The sequence below is a fragment of the Kytococcus sp. Marseille-QA3725 genome (assembly GCF_054950055.1).
Map to the genome: position 1 here is coordinate 1327185 of NZ_JBUCLA010000001.1, position 20442 is coordinate 1347626.

General features: G+C 70.8%; 15 protein-coding genes, 2 tRNA genes and 2 pseudogenes. 8 read left to right on the forward strand and 11 right to left on the reverse strand.

Annotation, left to right across the window (positions count from 1 at the left end; translation table 11 throughout):
- Window positions 1-77: 77 nt before the first annotated feature.
- Together tig and ACY8FT_RS06085 are read right to left on the reverse strand one after the other, a co-directional pair.
- Window positions 78-1667, reverse strand: coding sequence for a trigger factor (gene tig, locus ACY8FT_RS06080; RefSeq protein WP_462418011.1), 1590 nt, complete (start codon window positions 1665-1667; stop codon window positions 78-80).
- A gap of 100 nt (window positions 1668-1767) precedes the next feature.
- Window positions 1768-1841 (reverse strand) — tRNA-Pro (locus tag ACY8FT_RS06085).
- A gap of 77 nt (window positions 1842-1918) precedes the next feature.
- On the opposite strand from ACY8FT_RS06085, the gene ACY8FT_RS06090 reads away from it, so the two are divergent.
- Together ACY8FT_RS06090 and ACY8FT_RS06095 are read left to right on the forward strand one after the other, a co-directional pair.
- A tRNA-Gly gene (locus tag ACY8FT_RS06090) sits at window positions 1919-1992 on the forward strand.
- A gap of 174 nt (window positions 1993-2166) precedes the next feature.
- On the forward strand, window positions 2167-2379 hold the full coding sequence (locus ACY8FT_RS06095) for an antitoxin (RefSeq protein ID WP_462418012.1): 213 nt from the start codon (window positions 2167-2169) through the stop codon (window positions 2377-2379).
- A gap of 71 nt (window positions 2380-2450) precedes the next feature.
- Here ACY8FT_RS06095 and ACY8FT_RS06100 read toward each other — a convergent pair whose 3' ends face one another.
- Together ACY8FT_RS06100 and ACY8FT_RS06105 are read right to left on the reverse strand one after the other, a co-directional pair.
- A complete protein-coding gene (locus ACY8FT_RS06100) occupies window positions 2451-2912 on the reverse strand; it encodes a ribose-5-phosphate isomerase (protein ID WP_462418013.1) in 462 nt (153 codons plus the stop codon).
- Window positions 2913-2956: 44 nt separating this feature from the next.
- Window positions 2957-3613: a mycothiol-dependent nitroreductase Rv2466c family protein gene (locus ACY8FT_RS06105; RefSeq protein ID WP_462418014.1), complete on the reverse strand. Its 657-nt coding sequence runs from the start codon at window positions 3611-3613 to the stop codon at window positions 2957-2959.
- A gap of 130 nt (window positions 3614-3743) precedes the next feature.
- Here ACY8FT_RS06105 and pepN point away from each other — a divergent pair, with 130 nt between their 5' ends.
- Genes pepN through ACY8FT_RS06125 form a run of 4 tightly spaced genes read left to right on the forward strand, consistent with a single transcriptional unit; the run spans window position 3744 to window position 9432 of the window.
- Entirely contained in the window at window positions 3744-6317 is a 2574-nt protein-coding gene (gene pepN / locus ACY8FT_RS06110) for an aminopeptidase N (protein WP_462418015.1), read from the forward strand.
- Window positions 6314-7195 (forward strand): mechanosensitive ion channel family protein, encoded by an 882-nt coding sequence (locus ACY8FT_RS06115; protein ID WP_462418016.1) that lies wholly within the window; start codon window positions 6314-6316, stop codon window positions 7193-7195. The genes pepN and ACY8FT_RS06115 overlap by 4 nt, the downstream gene beginning before the upstream one ends.
- Window positions 7179-7691 carry a globin gene (locus ACY8FT_RS06120; RefSeq protein WP_462418017.1) on the forward strand — a complete coding sequence of 171 codons (513 nt, stop codon included), beginning with the start codon at window positions 7179-7181 and terminating at the stop codon, window positions 7689-7691. Before ACY8FT_RS06115 ends, ACY8FT_RS06120 begins: the two co-directional genes overlap by 17 nt.
- Before the next feature lie 37 nt (window positions 7692-7728).
- Entirely contained in the window at window positions 7729-9432 is a 1704-nt protein-coding gene (locus ACY8FT_RS06125; RefSeq protein WP_462418018.1) for a glycoside hydrolase family 13 protein, read from the forward strand.
- 57 nt (window positions 9433-9489) lie between these two features.
- Here ACY8FT_RS06125 and ACY8FT_RS06130 read toward each other — a convergent pair whose 3' ends face one another.
- The 4 genes from ACY8FT_RS06130 to ACY8FT_RS06145 are packed head-to-tail and all read right to left on the reverse strand — an operon-like array spanning window position 9490 to window position 13019.
- Window positions 9490-10515 carry an ATP-dependent 6-phosphofructokinase gene (locus ACY8FT_RS06130; RefSeq protein ID WP_462418019.1) on the reverse strand — a complete coding sequence of 342 codons (1026 nt, stop codon included), beginning with the start codon at window positions 10513-10515 and terminating at the stop codon, window positions 9490-9492.
- Between the two features lie 23 nt (window positions 10516-10538).
- Entirely contained in the window at window positions 10539-11789 is a 1251-nt protein-coding gene (locus ACY8FT_RS06135) for a NupC/NupG family nucleoside CNT transporter (RefSeq protein ID WP_462418020.1), read from the reverse strand.
- 31 nt (window positions 11790-11820) lie between these two features.
- Window positions 11821-12468: a hypothetical protein gene (locus tag ACY8FT_RS06140; RefSeq protein ID WP_462418021.1), complete on the reverse strand. Its 648-nt coding sequence runs from the start codon at window positions 12466-12468 to the stop codon at window positions 11821-11823.
- On the reverse strand, window positions 12465-13019 hold the full coding sequence (locus ACY8FT_RS06145; RefSeq protein ID WP_462418022.1) for an acyl-CoA thioesterase: 555 nt from the start codon (window positions 13017-13019) through the stop codon (window positions 12465-12467). The genes ACY8FT_RS06140 and ACY8FT_RS06145 overlap by 4 nt, the downstream gene beginning before the upstream one ends.
- A 205-nt stretch (window positions 13020-13224) precedes the next feature.
- On the opposite strand from ACY8FT_RS06145, the gene ACY8FT_RS06150 reads away from it, so the two are divergent.
- Both ACY8FT_RS06150 and ACY8FT_RS06155 read left to right on the forward strand, forming a co-directional pair.
- Window positions 13225-14196, forward strand: coding sequence for an acyl-CoA thioesterase (locus ACY8FT_RS06150; protein ID WP_462418023.1), 972 nt, complete (start codon window positions 13225-13227; stop codon window positions 14194-14196).
- Between the two features lie 234 nt (window positions 14197-14430).
- Window positions 14431-15620, forward strand: a pseudogene (locus ACY8FT_RS06155) (IS3 family transposase); the annotation flags it as partial.
- A gap of 53 nt (window positions 15621-15673) precedes the next feature.
- On the opposite strand, the pseudogene ACY8FT_RS06160 reads toward ACY8FT_RS06155, so the two are convergent.
- The 3 genes and pseudogenes from ACY8FT_RS06160 to ettA form a co-directional block, all read right to left on the reverse strand.
- Window positions 15674-16750: pseudogene (locus tag ACY8FT_RS06160) on the reverse strand (ISL3 family transposase); the annotation flags it as partial.
- Window positions 16751-17574: 824 nt separating this feature from the next.
- Entirely contained in the window at window positions 17575-18645 is a 1071-nt protein-coding gene (locus ACY8FT_RS06165; protein ID WP_462418024.1) for a pseudouridine synthase, read from the reverse strand.
- A 63-nt stretch (window positions 18646-18708) separates the two neighbouring features.
- Window positions 18709-20391 (reverse strand): energy-dependent translational throttle protein EttA, encoded by a 1683-nt coding sequence (gene ettA / locus ACY8FT_RS06170; protein ID WP_462418025.1) that lies wholly within the window; start codon window positions 20389-20391, stop codon window positions 18709-18711.
- Between the last annotated feature and the right edge of the window lie 51 nt (window positions 20392-20442).

Below are 20442 nucleotides of genomic sequence, written 5' to 3' on the forward strand. Positions count from 1 at the left end.
CAGCGCACCCGCGCCGGGACGACGACGGGGCCAGCACGCCGCAGCGCACCGGCCCCGTCAGGGGATCTCCCACCCGATCACTCGGACGCGGGGGTCTCCTCGGCCTTCTCCTCACCCTCGGCATCGGCCTTCTCGTCAGCCTTGGCCGTGGTGGTCTTCTTCGCCGCCGGCTTGCGCGTCGTCGTCGACTTCTTGGCCGGAGCCTTCTTCGCCGGGGCCTTCTTGGCAGCCGGCTTCTCCTCACCCTCGGCGTCAGCCTTCTCATCGGCCTTGGCCGTGGTGGTCTTCTTCGCCGCCGGCTTGCGCGTCGTCGTCGACTTCTTCGCCGGGGCCTTCTTGGCAGCCGGCTTCTCCTCGGCCTTCTCGCCAGCCTTCTCGGAGGCCTCGGTGTCACCCTCGGCGTCGTCCTCCAGAGCACCCAGGTCGACCTCGTTGCCGTCGGTGTCCACGATGCTGGCGGTCTCCAGCACGTTGGCCAGGGCCTTGCGGCGGCGGACCTCCTCGACGACCTGCCCGATCTGGCCCTGCTGGTCCAGCATGCCGATGAACTGGTTCGGGTCCATGCCGGAGGACTGGGCGGACATCATCAGGTACTCGAGCAGCTCGTTCTGCTCGATCTCGACGTCGTCACGCTGCACCAGGGCATCCATGAGGAACTGTGCGCGCATGGCATCCTCGGTGGACTTGGCGATCTCGGCACGGTGCTCGGCGTCGTCCAGCCGGCCCTCCTGCTCCAGGTGGGCGTTGACCTCGGCCTCGAGGAGGTTCTCCGGGACCGGCACCTCCACCTTCTCCAACAGGCTGTCCAGGATCTTGTCGCGGGCCTCGATGCCCTGCTGGAAGGTGGCGTTGCGCTCGGCCTGCTTGCGCAGGTCGTCCTTGAGCTCCTCGACGGTGTCGAAGGAGGAGGCCAGCTGGGCGAACTCGTCGTCGACCTCGGGCAGCTCACGCTCCTTGACCGACTGCACGGTCACGGTCACCTCGGAGTCCTCGCCCTCGCGGTCGCCACCGGCGAGCGGGGCGGTGAAGGTCTTGGACTCACCGGCGGACATGCCGACCAGGGCCTCGTCCAGCCCCTCGATCATGGTGCCCTGACCGACCTGGTAGCTGATGCCCTCGACGGAGTCGATCTCCTCGCCGTCGATCTCGGCGGTCAGGTCCATGGACACGTGGTCGTCGGTGGCCACCGCACGGTCGACGCCCTTCAGGGTGCCGAAGCGCTCGCGCAGGTCGTCCAGACGGGTCTGCACGTCCTCGTCGGACACCTCGACCTTGGCCACCTCGACCTTCATGCCCTCGGTGTCGGGCAGCTCGATGTGCGGGCGCACGTCCACCTGCACGCTGAACTTCAGCGGGTCGCCCTCCTCGGCCGGCACGCCGGTGAGCTCGAGCTCCGGCTCGCCGATCGGCTGCAGCTCGTTCTCGCTGATGGCTCGGGCGTAGAGCTCGGGCAGCTGGGCGTTGACGGCCTCCTGCACGACGGCACCGCGACCGAAGCGCTGGTCGATGATGCGCGCGGGCACCTTGCCCTTGCGGAAGCCGGGGACCTGGACCTGGCTGCCGATGGTCTTGTAGGCCTCGTCGAGGGCAGGCTTCAGCTCCTCGTGCGGAACCTCCACGTCCACCTTCACGCGCGTGGGGTTCAGGTTCTCGACAGCACTCTTCACGTCTTCGTCTCCGTCTGGATCTGGGGTGGGGGTCGGCGGACGACCCCGATTCCTGCAGCCGCGCCGCCTGGGCGCGCGCAATGGGGGTCAATGCTAACGGTCGGGGTAGCCGGATTCGAACCGACGGCCTTCCGCTCCCAAAGCGGACGCGCTACCAAGCTGCGCCATACCCCGCGGACGCTCACGTGCGCGGCGCCGACAGGTTAGGGTATCCCGGTGCCGCGAGCCGCCAGCCGGCTGCGGTGATCCATGCGGGCGTAGCTCAATGGTAGAGCCCCAGTCTTCCAAACTGGTTGTGCGGGTTCGATTCCCGTCGCCCGCTCCACGCCCTGAGGGCCCCGTGCCGCTCCCCCGGAGCAATGGCACGGGGCCCTCGGTCATCTCCGGCCGGCCAACCGCGAGCGCCCCGCCCTCGCGGTTGCGCCTCCCCGACCAGCGTGTCAGGGTGGCGGTGGAAGGAGTCCTGCGGGACTCACGCCGAGTGGATCGGAGGAATGCCATGGGCATGATGGACGGCATGAACGCGGACAAGGCCAAGGACCTGGCGGGCAAGGGCTACGACGCCCAGTCCGAGAAGGTTGACAGCGCCATCGACGCCGCCGGCAACAAGGCGGACGATGCCACCGGCAACAAGCACGGCGACAAGATCGACGCCGCCGGCGACAAGCTCGGCGAGAAGCTCGACGGCCTCAACGGGGACCAGCAGAACTGATCGTCCCCACATCGAGAGAGGGCCCCGACCACGTGGTCGGGGCCCTCTCTCGATCTCAGGTGGTCGGGGCGTCAGCCCGGCAGGGTCCCGTCCTCCTCGTAGGCCTCCACCATCGCCACCCGGCGCGCGTGGCGCTCCTCGCCGGTGAACTCGGTGGTCACGAAGGCCTCGACGATCGCCTCGGCAGTGGCCCGGTCGGTGAAGCGGGCGCCTAGGCTCACCACCTGCGCGTCGTTGTGCTCACGGGCCAGCACGGCGAGCTCCGGCGACCAGCAGAGGGCCGCCCGGATGCCGGCCACCTTGTTGGCCGCCATCTGCTCGCCGTTGCCCGAGCCGCCCAGCACGACGCCGAGGGATCCCGGGTCGGCCGCGACGCCGCGGGCGGCGGGGATGACGTGCACGGGGTAGTCGTCGACCGCGTCATACTCGACCGGGCCGTGGTCGACCACGTCGTACCCGCGCTCGGTCAGCCACTGCACCAGGTGGCGCTGCAGCTCGTGGGCGGCGTGGTCGCCACCGATGTGGATCCTCATGGGTGCTCCTGTCCTGGTGAGGTGGGGTGGGGTGCTCAGCGGCCTCAGTCGAACTGAGGACCGACGTCGCGGGAGCGTTTGATCTCGAAGAAGCCCGGGGTCGAGGCGACGAGGACCGCGCCGTCCCAGAGCCGGACCGCGTCCTCGCCCTTCGGGGCCGGCGAGACGACGGGGCCGAAGAAGGCTGTGCCCTCCACCGCGACCACGGGAGTGCCCACCTCGTCCCCGACGAGGTCGACGACGCGCTGCTGACGAGCGCGCAGGTCGGCGGTGATCTCGTCGTCGGGGTTGTTCCCGACGCCCTGCGGGAAGGCGACCTCGGCCAGCTCGGCCGGCAGCCCGACCCCCTCCAGCGCCTCGCGGATGACGGCCTCGCCCTCCTCGACGTGGCTGCGCCCACCCGGGTGGAAGCGGGTGCCCAGCGCGTCGTAGAGCGCCTTCGCGTGGTCCTGGCCATGCTGCGACAACGCGGCGGCCACGACGCGGGCCGGCCCCCAGGCGTGCTGCATGCTCGTGGCGTAGTCATCGGGCAGGTCGCGCCCCTCGTTGAGGGCGGCCAGGGACATCAGGGACCAGGTCACCTCGATGTCGCGCTGCTCCTGCACCTCCATGAGCCACCGGCTGGTCATCCACGCCCAGGGGCAGATCGGGTCGAAGAACATCTCCACCGGGGTGGCCTTGCGGGTGTTCGCGTCAGTCATGGTGACGAGTCTGCCACCGGCACCGACACGCGCCCACCGCCGGTCGAGGGCTCCCTCCGCGCCCGTGTGACGCCCGCCACCCGCGTGACACACTGCGGTCGTCCCAGCCCACGACCCATGGAGATACCCCGTGCCCGGCAAGAACCTCACCCGTGACGAGGCGATGGAGCGCTCGAGCAGGCTCACGACGCACAGCTACGAGGTGTCGACGGACGTCACGACCGGGCCGACGACCTTCACGACCAGCAGCCGGGTGCGCTTCACGGTGCTGGAGGCCGGCGACTCGTTCATCGACTTCATCGGCGAGCGGGTGACACGGGCCGAGCTCGACGGCCGGGCGCTGGACGTCACCTCGTTCGACGGGGCGCGCCTGCCGCTGCCGGGGCTCACCGAGGGCGAGCACGAGCTGTACGTCGAGGGTGTCGGCCAGTACATGAACACCGGCGAGGGCCTCCACCGCTTCGTCGACCCGGCCGACGGCGAGGTCTACCTGTACACCCAGTTCGAGGTCGCGGACTGCCGCCGGATGTTCCCGGTCTTCGAGCAGCCGGACCTCAAGGCGACCTTCCGGTTCACCATCACGGCACCGGCGCACTGGGTGGTGCTGAGCAACGAGGCCACCCCCGAGCCGGCCCCGACCGGGCAGGGGACCCTCGACGGCGAGACGACCGTGGACACCGCCACCTTCGCCTTCGAGCCGACCCCCACGATCTCCTGCTACATCACCGCCGTGGTCGCCGGCCCGTACGTCCGGTACGAGGACTCGGTGGAGACGCGGAACGGCACCGTGCCGCTGGGCGTCCTGGCGCGCCGGAGCCTGGAGCCGCACCTGGACGCGGACAACATCTTCGAGATCACCAAGGCGGGCTTCGCGTTCTTCGAGGAGTACTTCGACCAGCCGTACCCCTTCCGCACGTACGACCAAGTCTTCACGCCGGAGTACAACATGGGCGCGATGGAGAACGCGGGCTGCGTGACCTTCGCCGAGGTCTACGTGTTCCGCTCCGCGGTGCCCGAGAGCCTGGTCGAGCGCCGGGCCCTGACGATCCTCCACGAGCTGGCCCACATGTGGTTCGGCAACCTGGTGACCATGAAGTGGTGGAACGACCTGTGGCTCAACGAGTCCTTCGCCGAGTGGGCCTCCACCACCTGCCAGACCCAGGCCACGCGATGGAACACCGCCTGGACCACCTTCGCGATCAGCGAGAAGACCTGGGCCTACCACCAGGACCAGCTCTCCTCGACCCACCCGATCGTCGCCGAGATCCGCGACCTCGCGGACGTCGAGGTGAACTTCGACGGCATCACCTACGCCAAGGGCGCCAGCGTGCTCAAGCAGCTGGTGGCCTACGTCGGCGAGGAGGCCTTCCGCGACGGGCTGCGCACGTACTTCGCCGAGCACAAGTGGGGCAACACCACCCTGTCCGACCTCACCCGCCACCTGGAGAGCACGTCCGGCCGCGACCTCTCGCCGTGGGTGGCCGCGTGGCTGGAGACCGCAGGGGTCAACACCCTCTCCCCCGTCGTGGAGACCGGTGCCGACGGCACGGTCACCTCCGCCCACATCGAGCAGACCGCGGACCCCGCCTGGCCCACCCTGCGTCCCCACCGCATCGCCGTGGGCGCCTACGACCTGCAGGACGGCGCGCTGGTGCGCACCGACCGCTGGGAGCTCGACGTGACGGGCGAGCGCACGGCGCTCGACCAGCTCGTGGGACGGCCCCGCCCGGACCTGCTGCTGCTCAATGACGACGACCTGGGCTACTGCAAGGTGCGCCTGGACGAGGTGAGCCTGGCCACCGCCACCGAGCACGTCGCCGCGTTCGAGAGCTCGCTGCCGCGTGCCGTCGTGCTCGGCGCCGCGTGGGACATGACCCGGGACGCCCAGATGTCCGCCCGCGCCTTCATCGACCTCGGTCTGCGCGCCCTGCCGGGCGAGTCCGACTCGACGCTGGTGCGCATCCTGCTCTCCCAGCTGGAGGCCGCGGCGGACCGCTACGCCGCGCCGGAGCACCGTCGGGCCGTGGGTCAGCACCTGGCCGACGAGCTGGGCCGGCTGGTCACCGCGGCCCAGCCGGGCTCGGACCTGCAGCTGCAGCTGGCGACGGCGTGGGCGGCGGCTGCCCGGGGCGAGGACGGCGTCGCCCGGCTGCGTGCCCTGGTGGACGGCACCGAGCAGCTGCCCGGGCTCGCGGTGGACACCGACATGCGCTGGGCGCTGGTGACCGGACTGGCCAAGAACGGTGCGCTCAGCGAGGAGGAGCTCTCCGCGGAGGCCGCCCGTGACCGCACCGCCTCGGGCGCCGAGCGCGTGGCCCGCGCCCGGGCGGCCCGCCCCGACGCTCAGGCCAAGCAGGCGGCCTGGGACAGCGTCTGGGGCAGCACCGAGCTGCCGAACGCCGAGCTGGTCGCGACCGCCGCCGGGTGGCAGCGCGTCGCCGACCCGGAGGACCTCCGCCCCTTCGTGCAGCCCTACTTCGACCACGTGGGCTCGATGTGGGGCGAGCGCACCCACGCCATCGCCGAGGCGGTGGCCGGGGGCTTCTACCCCCACGCCCTGGTCCACCAGGACCTGGTGGACGCGGCGCAGGCGTGGCTCGACTCGCACCCGGACGCCTCGCAGGCGCTGCGTCGCGTCGTCGCGGAGAACCGTGACGGCACGATCCGAGCGCTCGCGGCCCAGACCTTCGACGCCGGGGCGTGAACCCCTCACCCCCCACCCGGGAGGAGGTCGGGCAGTCCGTCCTCGGCTGGTTGGGCGACAACGGCCTGTCGATCGTCCTGATCGTCCTGACGGCGCTGGTGCTGCGCTGGGTGGCGCGCCACCTCATCCGCCGTCTGACGACCTGGATGGAGGAGCAGGCCCGCACCGCACCCCGGGGACGCGCGTCCGACCTGCGCCGGCGCCAGCGGGCCCTCACCCTGACGAGCCTGCTGCGCAGTGCGTCCTCGGTCGTCATCTGGACGGTCGCGGCCCTGATGGTCGCCGACCAGCTCGGCCTGCCGCTGGGCCCGCTGCTGGCCAGCGCCGGCATCGGCGGGCTGGCGATCGGCTTCGGGGCGCAGTCGCTGGTGAAGGACGTCATCAGCGGCGTGATGCTGATGGTCGAGGACCAGTTCGGGGTCGGCGACTGGGTCGACCTCGGTGAGGCCAGCGGCGAGGTCGAGGAGGTCCGGCTGCGGGTCACCCGCATCCGCTCGGCCGACGGCGTCATCTGGTACATCCGCAACGGCGAGATCCTGCGCGTCGGCAACACCAGCCAGGGCAGCCCCGTGGCCACCGTCGACGTCCATGTCGGCGCCCGGGCGGACTCGCGCCGGGTGTGCGAGCTTCTCGAGGCGGCGCTGGAGGAGCTCACGGCCTCGGAGGTCGGCCAGCGGGAGCTGCTGCGCACCCCGACCGTCGCCGGGGTGCAGGAGGTCAGCAACGGCACCATGACCGTCCGGGTCTTCGCCGACTGCGTGCCCGGGCAGCAGTACGCGGCCGCCCGGGACATCCGCGCGGCCGCCAAGCAGGCGCTGGACGCCGCGGGGGTGCCCGGCCCACCGGTGCGAGACTGGAGCCATGAGCAGTCCCTCTGAGCAGACGAGCCCCGGCGCACCGGACGACGACGGCCTGCCCACGATCTACGAGCAGGTGGGCGGTCACGAGGCGTTCGTCCGCCTGACCGCTCTGTTCTACGAGGGCGTGGCCGCGGACCCGCCGCTGCGCGAGATGTACCCCGAGGAGGACCTGGGCCCCGCCGAGGAGCGGCTGCGCCTGTTCCTGGAGCAGTTCTTCGGCGGCCCCAAGACCTATTCGGAGACGCGCGGCCACCCCCGGCTGCGGATGCGCCACGCGCCGTTCGCCGTCACCCCCGCCCAGCGCGACCGGTGGCTGCGGCACATGCACCACGCGATGGACCAGATGGACTTCCCCCGCGAGGCCGACGAGATGATGCGCGCCTACTTCGACCGCGCCGCGCACTTCATGGTGAACGCGGAGGAGGAGGGGGCGGCACCGCTCAGCGAGAGCGCCCCGCCCGTGCACCCGGCCCCGCGACGGCAGCGACTGTCCGTGCGCCGTGTCGAGGAGTGAGGACCGGCTCCCGCCACCTCTCCCCCACAATGGATGTGTGACCGAGAACGTCCTGACCTCCGGCCCGACCATCCACCGGCCCGCCACCGCCAGCGAGTGGTGGCGCAGCGCGGTGATCTACCAGATCTACCCCCGTTCCTGGTCCGACGCCGACGGCGACGGACTGGGGGACCTGCCCGGCATCACCCGACGCCTGGAGCACCTGGTGGCCCTCGGCGTCGACGCGGTGTGGGTGAGCCCGTTCTACGTCTCCCCCATGAAGGACGCCGGCTACGACGTCGCCGACTACCGCGACATCGACCCGATCTTCGGCACGCTCGAGGACGCCGACGCCTTCATCGCACGGGCCCACGAGCTGGGGTTGCGCGTCATCGTGGACCTGGTGCCCAACCACTCCTCCGACCAGCACGAGTGGTTCCAGCAGGCACTGGCCGCCGGGCCCGGTTCGCCCGAGCGGGCGCGCTACCTCTTCCGCGACGGCAAGGGGCCGGACGGCAACGAGCCCCCGAACGACTGGGGCAGCGTGTTCGGCGGCCGCGCCTGGACGCAGGTGGAGGACGGGCAGTGGTACCTGCACCTGTTCGACTCCAGCCAGCCGGACTTCGACTGGCGCAACCCGGAGGTGCGCGCATACTTCGAGGACGTGCTGCGCTTCTGGCTCGACCGCGGTGTCGACGGGTTCCGGGTGGACGTCGCGCACAGCCTGGTCAAGGCCGAGGGGCTTCCGGACTTCTCCGAGGTGGCCACCATGGCCGGTGCGAGCACCGCCTCGAACCAGGGCCCGATGTGGGACCAGGACGAGGTGCACGAGGTCTACCGGCACTGGCACCGGGTGCTGGCCGAGTACGAGGGCGACCGCGTGCTGTGCGCCGAGGCCTGGGTGTCGGACACCGAGCGCCTGGCCCGCTACGTGCGCTCCGACGAGATGCACCAGGCGTTCAACTTCGACTTCCTGGAGACGCCCTGGCGGGCGGACGAGCTGCGGGCGTGCATCCAGCGCTCCTACGCGACGAACGACGCCGTGGGCGCCCCGACCACGTGGGTGCTGAGCAACCACGACGTGATCCGCCACGCCTCCCGGCTGGCGCTGCCGGTCGGCCAGAAGCGCCCCAACGGCATCGGTGCGCAGGACCCGCAGCCGGATGCGCAGCTGGGCCTGCGTCGTGCCCGCGCCGCGACCGCGCTGATGCTGGCCCTGCCCGGCTCGTCGTACCTCTACTACGGCGAGGAGCTCGGCCTTCCCGAGCACACGACGATGGACCCGGCGGCCCGCGAGGACCCGACCTGGCTGCGCACCCGGGGCACCTCCGAGGAGCAGGTCGGCCGCGACGGCTGCCGCGTGCCGATGGCCTGGGAGGGACAGGAGCCCGCCTGCGGGTTCAACCACAGCGGTGCGACCTGGCTGCCCCAGCCGGAGGTCTACCGCGAGCTGGCCGTCGACCGGCAGACCGGCGTCGAGGGCTCCACGCTGGAGCTGTACCGCACCATGTTGGCGACCCGACGCACGCTGGACCTGGGTCACGGCGGGGTGCGCCTGCTGGAGGCACCCGCCGACGACGTCCTGGCCCTGGAGGTGTCCGCGGAGCAGGGCACGATCACCGTGCTGACCAACACCGGTGACCACGCGATGCCGCTGCCGAGCGGCTGCCCGGTGCTCCTGGACAGCATCACCGGTGGGCCGTCGGGGGCCACCGAGCTGGCGGGCAACCAGACCGTCTGGATCGACGGCTCGCTGGTCTGACCCGGACGGGGGTGCCCCCGGGCCTGCCCGCGCTGACCCGGCCCGCCCCGGGCCTGGTCAGCCGAACAGGACCGCGGCCTCCTCCCAGCGTTCCCGCGGCACCAGGCGCACCGACGAGGTCGCCTCGGCCAGCGGCACCCGCACGATCTCGGTGCCGCGCAGCGCCACCATCTCGCCCCACGCGCCGTCCTGCACGGCGTCCAGCGCGGCGGTGCCGAAACGGGTGGCCAGCACCCGGTCGTAGGCGGTGGGCGATCCACCGCGCTGCATGTGCCCCAGCGCCATGGAGCGCGACTCGATGCCGGTGCGCGCCTCGATCTCGACGGCCATGTGCGCGCCCACCCCGCCGAGGATCGGCCGGCCCAGGGTGTCCACCTGTCCCCCGCTGACGACGGCGCTGCCCTCCGGGGTGAAGCCCTCGGCGACGACCACCATCGGCGCCCGTCCGCGCTCCGCCGTCCCGGTCACCCAGCGGGCCACCTCGTCGTGGTCCACCGGCACCTCCGGAACGAGGATGGCGTGCGCGCCGCCGGCAATGCCCGCGTGCAGCGCGATCCACCCGGCGTTGCGCCCCATCACCTCGAGCACCATGCAGCGGTGGTGGCTGTCACCGGTGGTGCGCAGCCGGTCGATCGCCTCGGTGGCCACGTGGACAGCCGTGTCGAAGCCGAAGGTGTAGTCCGTGGCGCCCAGGTCGTTGTCGATGGTCTTGGGGACCCCCACCACCGGGACGCCCTCGTCGTGGAGCATCCGCGCCACGGTGAGGGTGCCGTCACCGCCGACGGCGACCAGCCCGTCCATGCCGTGCCGGGCCATCACCTCGGAGACCCGCGCGGCACCGCCGGCCCCCTCGGCGAAGGGACCCACCCGGGAGGTGCCCAGGATGGTGCCGCCCTGCTTGCTGAGCCCCCGGATCTGGTGGCGGGTGAGCGGGTGGACGTCGTCCTCCACCAGTCCCCGCCACCCGTCGCGGACGCCCAGGAACTCGTGGTCGTGGAGCCGTACCCCCTTGAGGATGATCCCCCGGATGACGGCGTTGAGTCCCGGGCAGTCGCCCCCGGCGGTCAGGATGCCGATGCGCATGAGCACATCGTGCCAGCACCCCGTCAGCCGATGAGGATGCCCGCGATGGCGGCGCTCATGAGGTTGGCGAGCGTCGCCGCGAGGATGGCGCGCAGCCCCAGGCGGCCGATGTTCGACCGCTGGTTCGGGGCCAGACCACCCAGACCACCGAGCAGGATGCCCAGCGAGCTGAGGTTGGCGAAGCCGGTGAGCGCGAAGGTGGTGATGGCCTGCGTCCGCTCGCTGAGACCGTCGGCCACGGGGGTGAAGTTCGCGAAGGCCACGAACTCGTTGAGCACGATCTTCTGCCCGAGGAAGGAGCCGGAGGTGGTGGCCTCGCCCCACGGCACACCGATGAGCGTCATGAGCGGGGCGAAGACCCAGCCGAGGACCTGCTCGAAGGACAGCTCGCCGTACCCGAACCAGCCGCCGACGGTACCCAGCATCAGGTTGAGCAGCTCGATGAGCGCGATGAAGGCCAGCAGCATGGCGCCGATCGTCAGCGCCAGGCGCAGGCCGTCCTGGGCGCCCAGGGCCGCGGCCTCGATGACGTTGCCGGCCTCGTCCTCGGCGGTCTCGTCCTCCGGCAGCCGGCCCGGGTCGTCGGCGTCCACGGCGGCACCGGCTCCGCCGGCGGTGGCCGTGGAGATCTCCGGCACCATCATCTTGGCCATGAGGAGGGCACCCGGGGCGGCCATGAAGGAGGCAGCCAGCAGGTACTCCATCCGCGCGCCCATGAGCGCGTAGCCCGCGAGGACCGACCCGGCGACGGTGCTCAGGCCACCGACCATCACCGCGAAGAGGGCGGACTCGTCGAGGCGCTTCAGGTAGGGCTTGATGACCAGCGGAGCCTCGGTCTGGCCCAGGAAGATGTTGGCCGCGGTGTTGACCGACTCGTAGCGCCCGGTGCCCAGCACCTTGCCCAGGGCACGGCCCAGGACGTTGACGATGAACTGCAGGATGCCCAGGTGGAAGAGCACCGCGGTCAGCGAGGCGAAGAAGATGATGACCGGGAGGACCTGGAAGGCGAAGACCGAGCCCTCCTTGGGCAGGACCGGGCCAAAGAGGAACTCGATGCCCGCGTTGGCGGAACCGATGATCTTCGAGACCACGTCGGCCAGCGCGGAGAGCGCCTTCTGCCCCGGAGTCCAGTACAGGGTGAGGACGCCGAAGCCGACCTGGAGGGCCAGGGCGGTGAGGATCGTCCGCCAGTTGATGCGTCGCCGGTCGGTCGAGCACAGCCAGGCGATCAGCATCAGGACCAGCATGCCGCCGAGGCCCCAGAGGATGGTCATACCGCGAAGGTCCTTCCGTGAGTGATGGGGGTCAGCGTGCCACAACGTGGCCGGTCGACGTGCTCAGTCGCCACCACGCGCCGCTGCGCCGCACGACGGCCTCACCGGGCGTCCCGAGGAAGCCCAGCGCGTCGGCCCCGAGGGCCAGTCCCTGCGGCCAGCCGCTGCCCACCGGGCGCGACCAGACGCGGCGGCGCAGGTCCGCCACCGCGGCGGCTCCCGAACCCGCCGGGGCACCGGCGGCGACCTCCTCGACCCCGGCGCGGGTGATGGCCAGCAGGTCCTCGCGGTCGACGCGCGCCACCGGCTCCCAGCCCGACATGGGCGGGCTGGTGGCGGCCCAGGGGGCGGCCACCTCCGTGGGTGGCAGGGAGAGGGTGCGCGAGCTCGCCGAGCGGGCCGCGAGGCGGTCGGTCAGCGCCGCCAGGGGGACCACGCGGTCGACCTCGTCGGTGGACTCCGCCGCGACGACCCGCAGGCCCAGCACCGTCCCCTCGTGCACCAGGCCCGCGCCGGGCACGACGCACACCCAGCACGCGAGACGTCCGGCGGCGAGCTGCAGGCGCATGGCGCCGGTGGCGTCGAGGTGCTTGGCCCGGCCGGTGAACAGGGCGAGGTCCTCCAGGTCCGCAGAGCTCGCGAGGGTGATCTCAGGCTGCGGCGTGGGGGCGGTCGTCACCGGCGGAACACCACCGGGTCGTCGACGTGACGCTTCAGCACGTCCCGCTCCTCCGAGGTCAGGCGACGCGGGCGCTCGGACTCGAAGTCGTAGGTCACGATCGCCGTGCTCGCCTGCAGGACCAGCGGGAGGTCCGCGTCCGTCGGGACGCGCTCGGCGTCGGTGCGGGACAGGTCGGCGTCGACCGCGGGATGCTCGCGCAGCTCGTACTCGATGGTGAAGCTGCCGCCGGAGAGGTGACCGACCCACATGTCGACGACCACCGGTGCGTAGCGGAAGACCAGCGGGCGCAGGTACTCCACCTTGTGCGAGGCCACCAGCAGACCGGTCGAGAGGGGGCTGCTGGTCTCGAACCACTCGTGCATACCCTGCACGCGAGCGTCCTCCAGCAGCTGCAGGAAGGTCACGTTGTTCACGTGCCCGTAGGCGTCCTGGTCCGACCAGCGCAGCGGGACGTTCATCCGGTAGGGACGAGGGCCCCGGTCCGTGGAGGCGTGCGTGAGGACGTTGCCCGGCGTCCGGCGGCCGGTGGCGGAGGTGTGCTCGGTCATGGGCGCCATGGTCTCAGGCGGGTCCGGGGTGGCGTGCCGTAGAGCCGACCGTGACTGTGTTTTGCAAGAGCTCCGGCGCCCACCGAACAAATATGTACAAGAGACAGCCCTGGGCCAGTGCACAACACGCGGCGCCGTGCTCGAGCAGAGGATGACACCGGGCCGGCACACCGAGGTGCGCCGCCTCCCGTGGTTGAGTGGCCCCGTGAGTTCGCAGACGCCGCACGACAACGACGCACACATCCCCTCGACTGGCCGGGAGTCGGCTTCAGAGAGCTCCGACCTCGCCGCCCGCGGCCGGTTCGAGCTGCCGGATGACCCCTTCGCACAGCTGATGGAGGTGCTCGACATCGAGGCCCGCGGGGAGAACACCTTCGTGGGCAAGAGCCAGCCCCAACCCCAGGGACGGGCGTTCGGTGGTCAGGTGCTGGCGCAGTGCGTGATGGCGGCCGGGCGCACCGTCGGGGCCGTCGACGAGGACGGCGAGCGGTTCATCCACTCGCTGCACGGGTATTTCCTGCGCCCGGCCGACTCCCGGCGGGAGATCCGGTTCGAGGTGGAGCGGATGCGCGACGGGCGGTCCTTCTCGGCCCGACGCGTGCACGCCTTCCAGGATGACCGGGGGCTGCTGTCGATGATCACCTCCTTCCAGGAGCCCGCCGACGGCATGGACCACCAGGAGCAGATGCCCGACGTTCCCGGACCGGAGGAGCTGCCGTCCGTCGCCGAGCTGCTGGCCGGGGAGACCGACCCGCGGGCCGCATTCCTCACTCGGGGGCGACCGGTGGACATGCGCTGGGTCGACGGGGCGCTCTACGGCAAGGACTTCGAGCGCAAGGACCGCCAGAGCGTGTGGGTGCGCTACACCGGCGAGGTGCCGGACGACCCACTGCTGGGCGCCGCCTGCTCGGCCTACCTCTCGGACTACACGCTGCTGGAGCCGGTCCTGCGCAGCCACGGCATCTCGTGGACCGACACCCGCCTTCGCCCCGCCAGCCTGGACCACGCGATGTGGTTCCACCGCCGTCCGCGCGTCGGCGACTGGATGCTCTACACGCAGTACTCCCCCTCCGCGCAATCCGGACGTGGGCTCGGCGTGGGCCGGCTGTTCCACCAGGACGGCACCCTGCTGGCTTCCGTGGCGCAGGAGGGCATGGTCCGCCTCAAGGAGGCCTGACCCCAGGCGCCCGGGCGGACCGGTACCTGTCACGAGGCCGTCCGGATCGGGCTGGCCGTCACACGCCCGGTAGGCGTGGACCGGAGCCGGGAGGGGCAACCGAGAGCCGCGGCCCCTCCCCCGTGGTGGTTCACAGGTCGCGGTAGTCGAGGGGTTCGGTGGTGTAGGTCGCCCCGAGCAGGGAGGTGAAGCGCCCTGGGTTTGGTTCCGATCCAACTGAAGGAGAATCGGAGCATGCCCAAGAAGTTCAGTCCTGAGCTGCGTGAGCGCGCGGTCCGGATGGTGCTGGAGCGTCGGGCCGCGGAGGGTGGCCCTCGGTCGCACTCGATTCGTGCCGTGGCTCCGCAGGTCGGCGTGGCCGAGGAGACGCTGCGGATGTGGTGCAGCCGGCACGGGCACAGCATCGCCGCTGCGCCGGCCGGGGAGACGCCTGAGCAGGAGATCAAACGCCTCAGGCGCGAGCTTGCCGAGGCCCGCCGGGCGAACGAGATCCTCAAGGCTGCCTCGGCTTTTTTCGCCGCGGAGCCAGGCCGGCCCACGACGAGATGATCCGTTTCGTCGACGAGCACCGCGACCAGTACGGGGTCGAGGCGATCTGCCGCACCCTGCGCGCCACGGAGTGCGGCTTCATCACCTCCCGTGGCCATCGGGCGGCGAAGACCCGACCGCCCTCGGCGCGGGCGGTGCGCGAGGAGTTCCTGATCGAGGAACTCCGACGGGTCCACGCGCAGAATTACAACGTCTACGGGGTGCGCAAGATGCACCAGGCGATGCGGCGTGCCGGGTGGGAGGTCGGACGCGACCAGGTCGCCCGACTCATGAGAGCCGCTGGCCTGCAGGGGGTGCGGCGGGGCCGCAAGCCCCTGACCACACGCCCGACCGGTCAGCCGGATCACCGTCCGGACCTGGTGGAACGCCGCTTCACCGCCGACCGGCCGCACCAGCTGTGGGTCGCGGACATCACCTACGTGCGGACCCTGACCGGGTTCTGCTACGTCGCGTTCATCACCGACGTCTACACCCGCAAGATCGTCGGGTGGGCAGTGTCCTCGACCCTGCACACCACCGGGTTGCCGCTGCTGGCCCTGGAGCATGCGCTGTTGGTCACCGGAGCCAGCCGCAGCACCCAGGGCCTGGTCCACCACTCCGACCGGGGCTCGCAGTACGTGTCGCTGGCCTACAGCGACGCCCTGATCGCTGCTGGAGTGACCGCATCGGTCGACACCGTCGGGGACTCTTACGACAACGCTCTGGCCGAGACGGTCAACGGTCTCTACAAGGCCGAACTCATCCACACCAAGCGACTCTGGGAGACCACCGAAGCCGTCGAGCTGGCCACCATGGACTGGGTCACCTTGTGGAACACCACCCGCCTGCACGAAGCCCTGGACTACGCCACCCCCACCGAGATCGAAGCGACCTACACTCACCACCAGAACGCAGCACCTGTTGCGCCCTCACCCCGGAACGAAACCCAGGGCGCTTCAGTGGTGAGGGCATCAATGACTGACCTGGCCTCGGCGCGGCCGGCGGTGCGGTCGGGGTGGCGGTAGGCGGCGATGAGCCGTTGGTAGATGCCCCAGGTGCACTCGACCTGGACGTGGTCATCACCGGTGAAGAGCCGCGTCAGTCGGTCCTGCTGGCGTTCGGTGAGCAGGTCGGCGCCGGTGTGCAGGGTCCGCCGTGCGGTGTAGAGGGGGTCCCCTCTGCGCCCGCGGTGGCCGTGCAGCTGCTGCTGGACGCGGCGCCGGCACTCGTTCAGCGCCTCCCCGGCGAGGCGGACGACGTGGAAGGGGTCCATGACGGTGACCGCGTCGGGCAGTTCTTCTGTGGTGGCGGTCTTGAACCCGGAGAATCCGTCCATGGCCACAACCTCGATGCCGTCCCGCCAGGTCTGGTCCTGGTCGGCGAGCCAGTCCTTGAACGCTTTCTTGGACCGGCCCTGGACCATCGCGATCAGCCGGGAGGGTCCGGTGCCGTCGCGGACACCGGTGAGGTCGATGATCACGGTGACGTACTTGTCGCCCTTGCGGGTGTGGCGCCACACGTGCTCGTCGACCCCGACCACGGCCACGCCGTCCAGTCGGGTCGGGTCGTCGATGAGCAGCCGTTGTCCTTCGGCCAGGACGGCGTCGTTAGCGGTGTTCCACGACACCCCGAGTCCTTCGGCGATACGGGCCATGGACAGGTGGCCGATCACGATGCCGACCAGGCCCCACCGCAGCCCGGCGCGGGAGATCTTGGCGCGGGGCTGCGCCGCGGCGGTGGTGTCCTGACGCCACACGTGACCGCAGTCGTCGCACCGGTACCGGCGCACAGTGACCAGCAGCGTGGTGGGGCGCCACCCGAACGGTTCGTGCGCCAGCTCCCTGGTGACGGTGTCGCGAGGGGTGCCCTGGCAGCCGCACCGCCGGCACCAGTCATCCGGCTCGATCACCCGGCACGCGAGCACGGCACGATCAGGTTCCAGGCGCTGGCCCGTGGCTTCCAGGCCAAGGGCGTCCAGGCCCGTGAAAGTGGTCAGGTCAGGGCGCGTGAAGGTAGCGTCAGACAACGTCGAGGTCTTTCGGATGGCTGCGTGTAGGAACCTCCATCTTCGGAAGACCTCGACGCCCACCCCCGCACCGACGCGCCAGCCCGCACTACACCCTCAACTGTGAAGAGCCAGTAGAGCCGTCCCCAGTGGCCCCGCGTTGGTGTAGGCCGTAGGCCTTGCGCCGATGGCATGCCCCAGCACCAGGTCGACGCCGATCAGAGGACGGCCTCGCCACGAAGGACCTCTGATGGCTTCGTCACTTGCATATCAAGGTCATCGCCTACGTGAAGCACTGAAGTCCTGCGCGAGACACCCCATCTCTTCGTGATGGGGCTCAATCCAGCCGCCGAGGGTCTTGGACTTCATCACCCAGATGCAGTCAGACGGTGACGCGGCCGATGTTGGCTTGCCGAGTCCCCAACCGCTGGAGGTAGCTGATGAGCGCGAACAGGCCGGGCTTGGGCGGCAGTGCGGGACATCGCGCATGAGAGACGCCTGTGACTCTCTCCGAGGGGAATGCCCTGTATTGACTCACGGAGCCCCCTGCGAGCCCCTGAGCTCTGTCGAACACTCGCCTGCGTCCACGTCCATAGACCTGATCAACGACTTGCCCCCGTTACGTCCTAACCCCGGAACGAAACCCAGAGCGCTTCACCACGCTCGAACTGATGTACCCACCCTAACCACCCCACCGACAACCACCACCCCCAACAACCCACCTGGGGAACAACACCCGGCCGGCACACCTGATTCACAGCCCGGTGCCGCTCAGCCCTCCCCACCGGGGCGTCAACCGGGCGATTCCCGGGCAGCAGCAAGACGCCCCACACGCCGAGCCCCGTTCAGCCTCCGGCCGATTCACCCGGACCGATCGGCAGCACCCGCCGCGACGCGACCCTTCGCGACTCCCCCGAGAACGGATCCACCCACTCCAACGACCTGGCCAGCAGCTGCAGAGGCGTGGAGAAGTCCCCGGTCACCTGCTCGGTCTCCACCGGGTAGAGCGGATCACCGACGATCGGCAGCCCCATGTGCGCCAGCTGCACCCTCAGCTGGTGCGTGCGACCGGTGGCGGGGTGCAGCCGGAGCACAGCACGACCGGCCGTCTCGTCCACCGTCAGCACCTCGACGCGGGTCTCGGCGTTCGGCGGACCGGGTACCACGACCACCTGGTGGGTACCTCGCCGCTTCAAGAGGTGGTGACGCTGCGCCCCGGCAGCCCGCTCGACCCGTTCGGGCAGCCCCAGGCCCTCCAGCCCGGGAGCAGTGGGCCACGACCGCCCCTCCCCCGCACCGGCGGCCTCCCCCGCACCGGCGACGCCACCCGTCCCAGCCCCGGGCAACTGCACCACGGCCTCGTAGACCTTGGTCACCTCCCGCTGCTCGAAGAGCTGTTGCAGCGGGCGCCGGGCCGCAGGGACCACGGCGCACAGGAGCACCCCGCTGGTGAGACGATCGAGGCGATGGACGGGCACCGCCTCGGGGAACCGCTCCCGCAGTCGTGCCACGGCGGTCTGCTGCACGTGCACCCCGCGCGGCGTTGTGGCCAGGAAGGGCGGCTTGTCCACCACCGCGGTGCGCTCGTCCCTCCACAGCACCGGCAGCCCGCCGGGCACCTCGGGCTCGACCGGGTAGGGCCGGTACAGCCACGCCACCCGGCGCCGGGGCCCGGTCGGCAGGTACTCCGTCCCCCGGTCCACGACCAGCCCCCGGGAGCCCGGCTGCCCGTCGTCGACGACCACCTCGCCGGCCTCGACCCCCTGCTCCACCAGCTCCGGCTGCCCGGTCACCTCCGCGAGCGCCTCGGCCACCGTTGCCCACGCCCCACCGGGCGGGATGCGGACGCGCGCCACCCCCATTCCCTCGCGCGGGGGCAGCGGGGCGGGGCGACGACGGCGACGGGACCTGCTCACGGGGACCTCCAGGACGACGACGGCGCCCCACCGACCGGTCGGTGGGGCGCCGTGGGGCGTGGCTCAGTCGCGGGTCAGGCGACGGTGCGTCACGCGGTGCGGACGGGCGGCCTCCTCGCCGAGGCGCTCGACCTTGTTCTTCTCGTAGGACTCGAAGTTGCCCTCGAACCAGTACCAGTTGGCCGGCTCCTCCTCGGTACCCTCGTAGGCGAGGATGTGGGTGGCCACGCGGTCCAGGAACCAGCGGTCGTGGCTGATGACCACGGCGCAGCCCGGGAAGTCCAGCAGCGCGTTCTCCAGCGAACCGAGGGTCTCGACGTCGAGGTCGTTGGTGGGCTCGTCGAGCAGCAGCAGGTTGCCGCCGGCCTTGAGCGTCAGCGCCAGGTTGAGGCGGTTGCGCTCACCACCGGAGAGCACCCCGGCCTTCTTCTGCTGGTCCGGCCCCTTGAAGCCGAACTGCGAGACGTACGCGCGGCTGGGGATCTCGACCTGGCCGACCTTGATGAAGTCCAGCCCGTCGGAGACGACCTCCCACAGCGACTTCTCCGGGTCGATGTTCTCGCGACCCTGGTCGACGTAGCTGATCTTGACCGTGTCGCCGACCTTCACGGTGCCGGAGTCCGGCTCCTCGTACCCGACGATGGTCTTGAACAGGGTCGTCTTGCCGACGCCGTTCGGGCCGATGATGCCGACGATGCCGTTGCGCGGCAGGTCGAAGGTGAGGTCCTTGATGAGGGTCCGGTCGCCGAAGCCCTTGGTGAGGTCCTTGACCTCGATGACCTGCGCACCCAGGCGCGGGCCCGGCGGGATCTGGATCTCCTCGAAGTCGAGGGTCCGCATCTTCTCGGCCTCGGCCGCCATCTCCTCGTAGCGGGCCAGACGCGACTTGGACTTGCTCTGGCGGCCCTTGGCGTTGGAGCGCACCCACTCGAGCTCGTCGGCGAGGCGCTTCTTGAGCTTGGCGTCCTTCTTGCCCTGGACGGCCAGGCGCTCCTGCTTCTTCTCCAGGTAGGTGGAGTAGTTGCCCTCGTAGGGGTACAGGCGGCCGCGGTCGACCTCGCAGATCCACTGGGCGACGTTGTCGAGGAAGTAGCGGTCGTGGGTGACGGCCAGGACGGCGCCCTCGTACTCGGCCAGGTGCTGCTCGAGCCAGTTCACGCTCTCGGCGTCGAGGTGGTTGGTGGGCTCGTCGAGGAGCAGCAGGTCGGGCTTGCTGAGCAGCAGCTTGCACAGCGCGACACGGCGACGCTCACCACCGGAGAGGTGGGTCACGGGCTCGTCCGCCGGCGGGCAGCGCAGGGCGTCCATCGCCTGCTCGAGCTGCGAGTCGAGGTCCCAGGCGTCCGCGGAGTCGATCTTCTCCTGGAGCTTGCCCATCTCCTCCATGAGCGCGTCGAAGTCCGCGTCCGGGTCGGCCATCTCCGCGGAGATCTCGTTGTACCGGTCGAGGTCGGCCTTGACCTGGCCCATCCCCTCCTCGACGTTCTGCCGCACCGTCTTGGACTCGTCCAGCGGCGGCTCCTGCAGCAGGATGCCGACGCTGTACCCCGGCGACAGGCGCGCCTCGCCGTTGCTGGGCTGGTCCAGCCCGGCCATGATCTTGAGGATGGTCGACTTCCCGGCGCCGTTCGGGCCGACGACGCCGATCTTGGCGCCGGGGAAGAAGGACATGGTCACGTCGTCGAGGATGACCTTGTCACCGACGGCCTTGCGGGCCTTGGACATGGTGTAGATGAACTCCGCCATGACAGCGGAGTCTAGGCCGTGGGCGAGGGTCCGCGGACCCCGGGCGAGGGG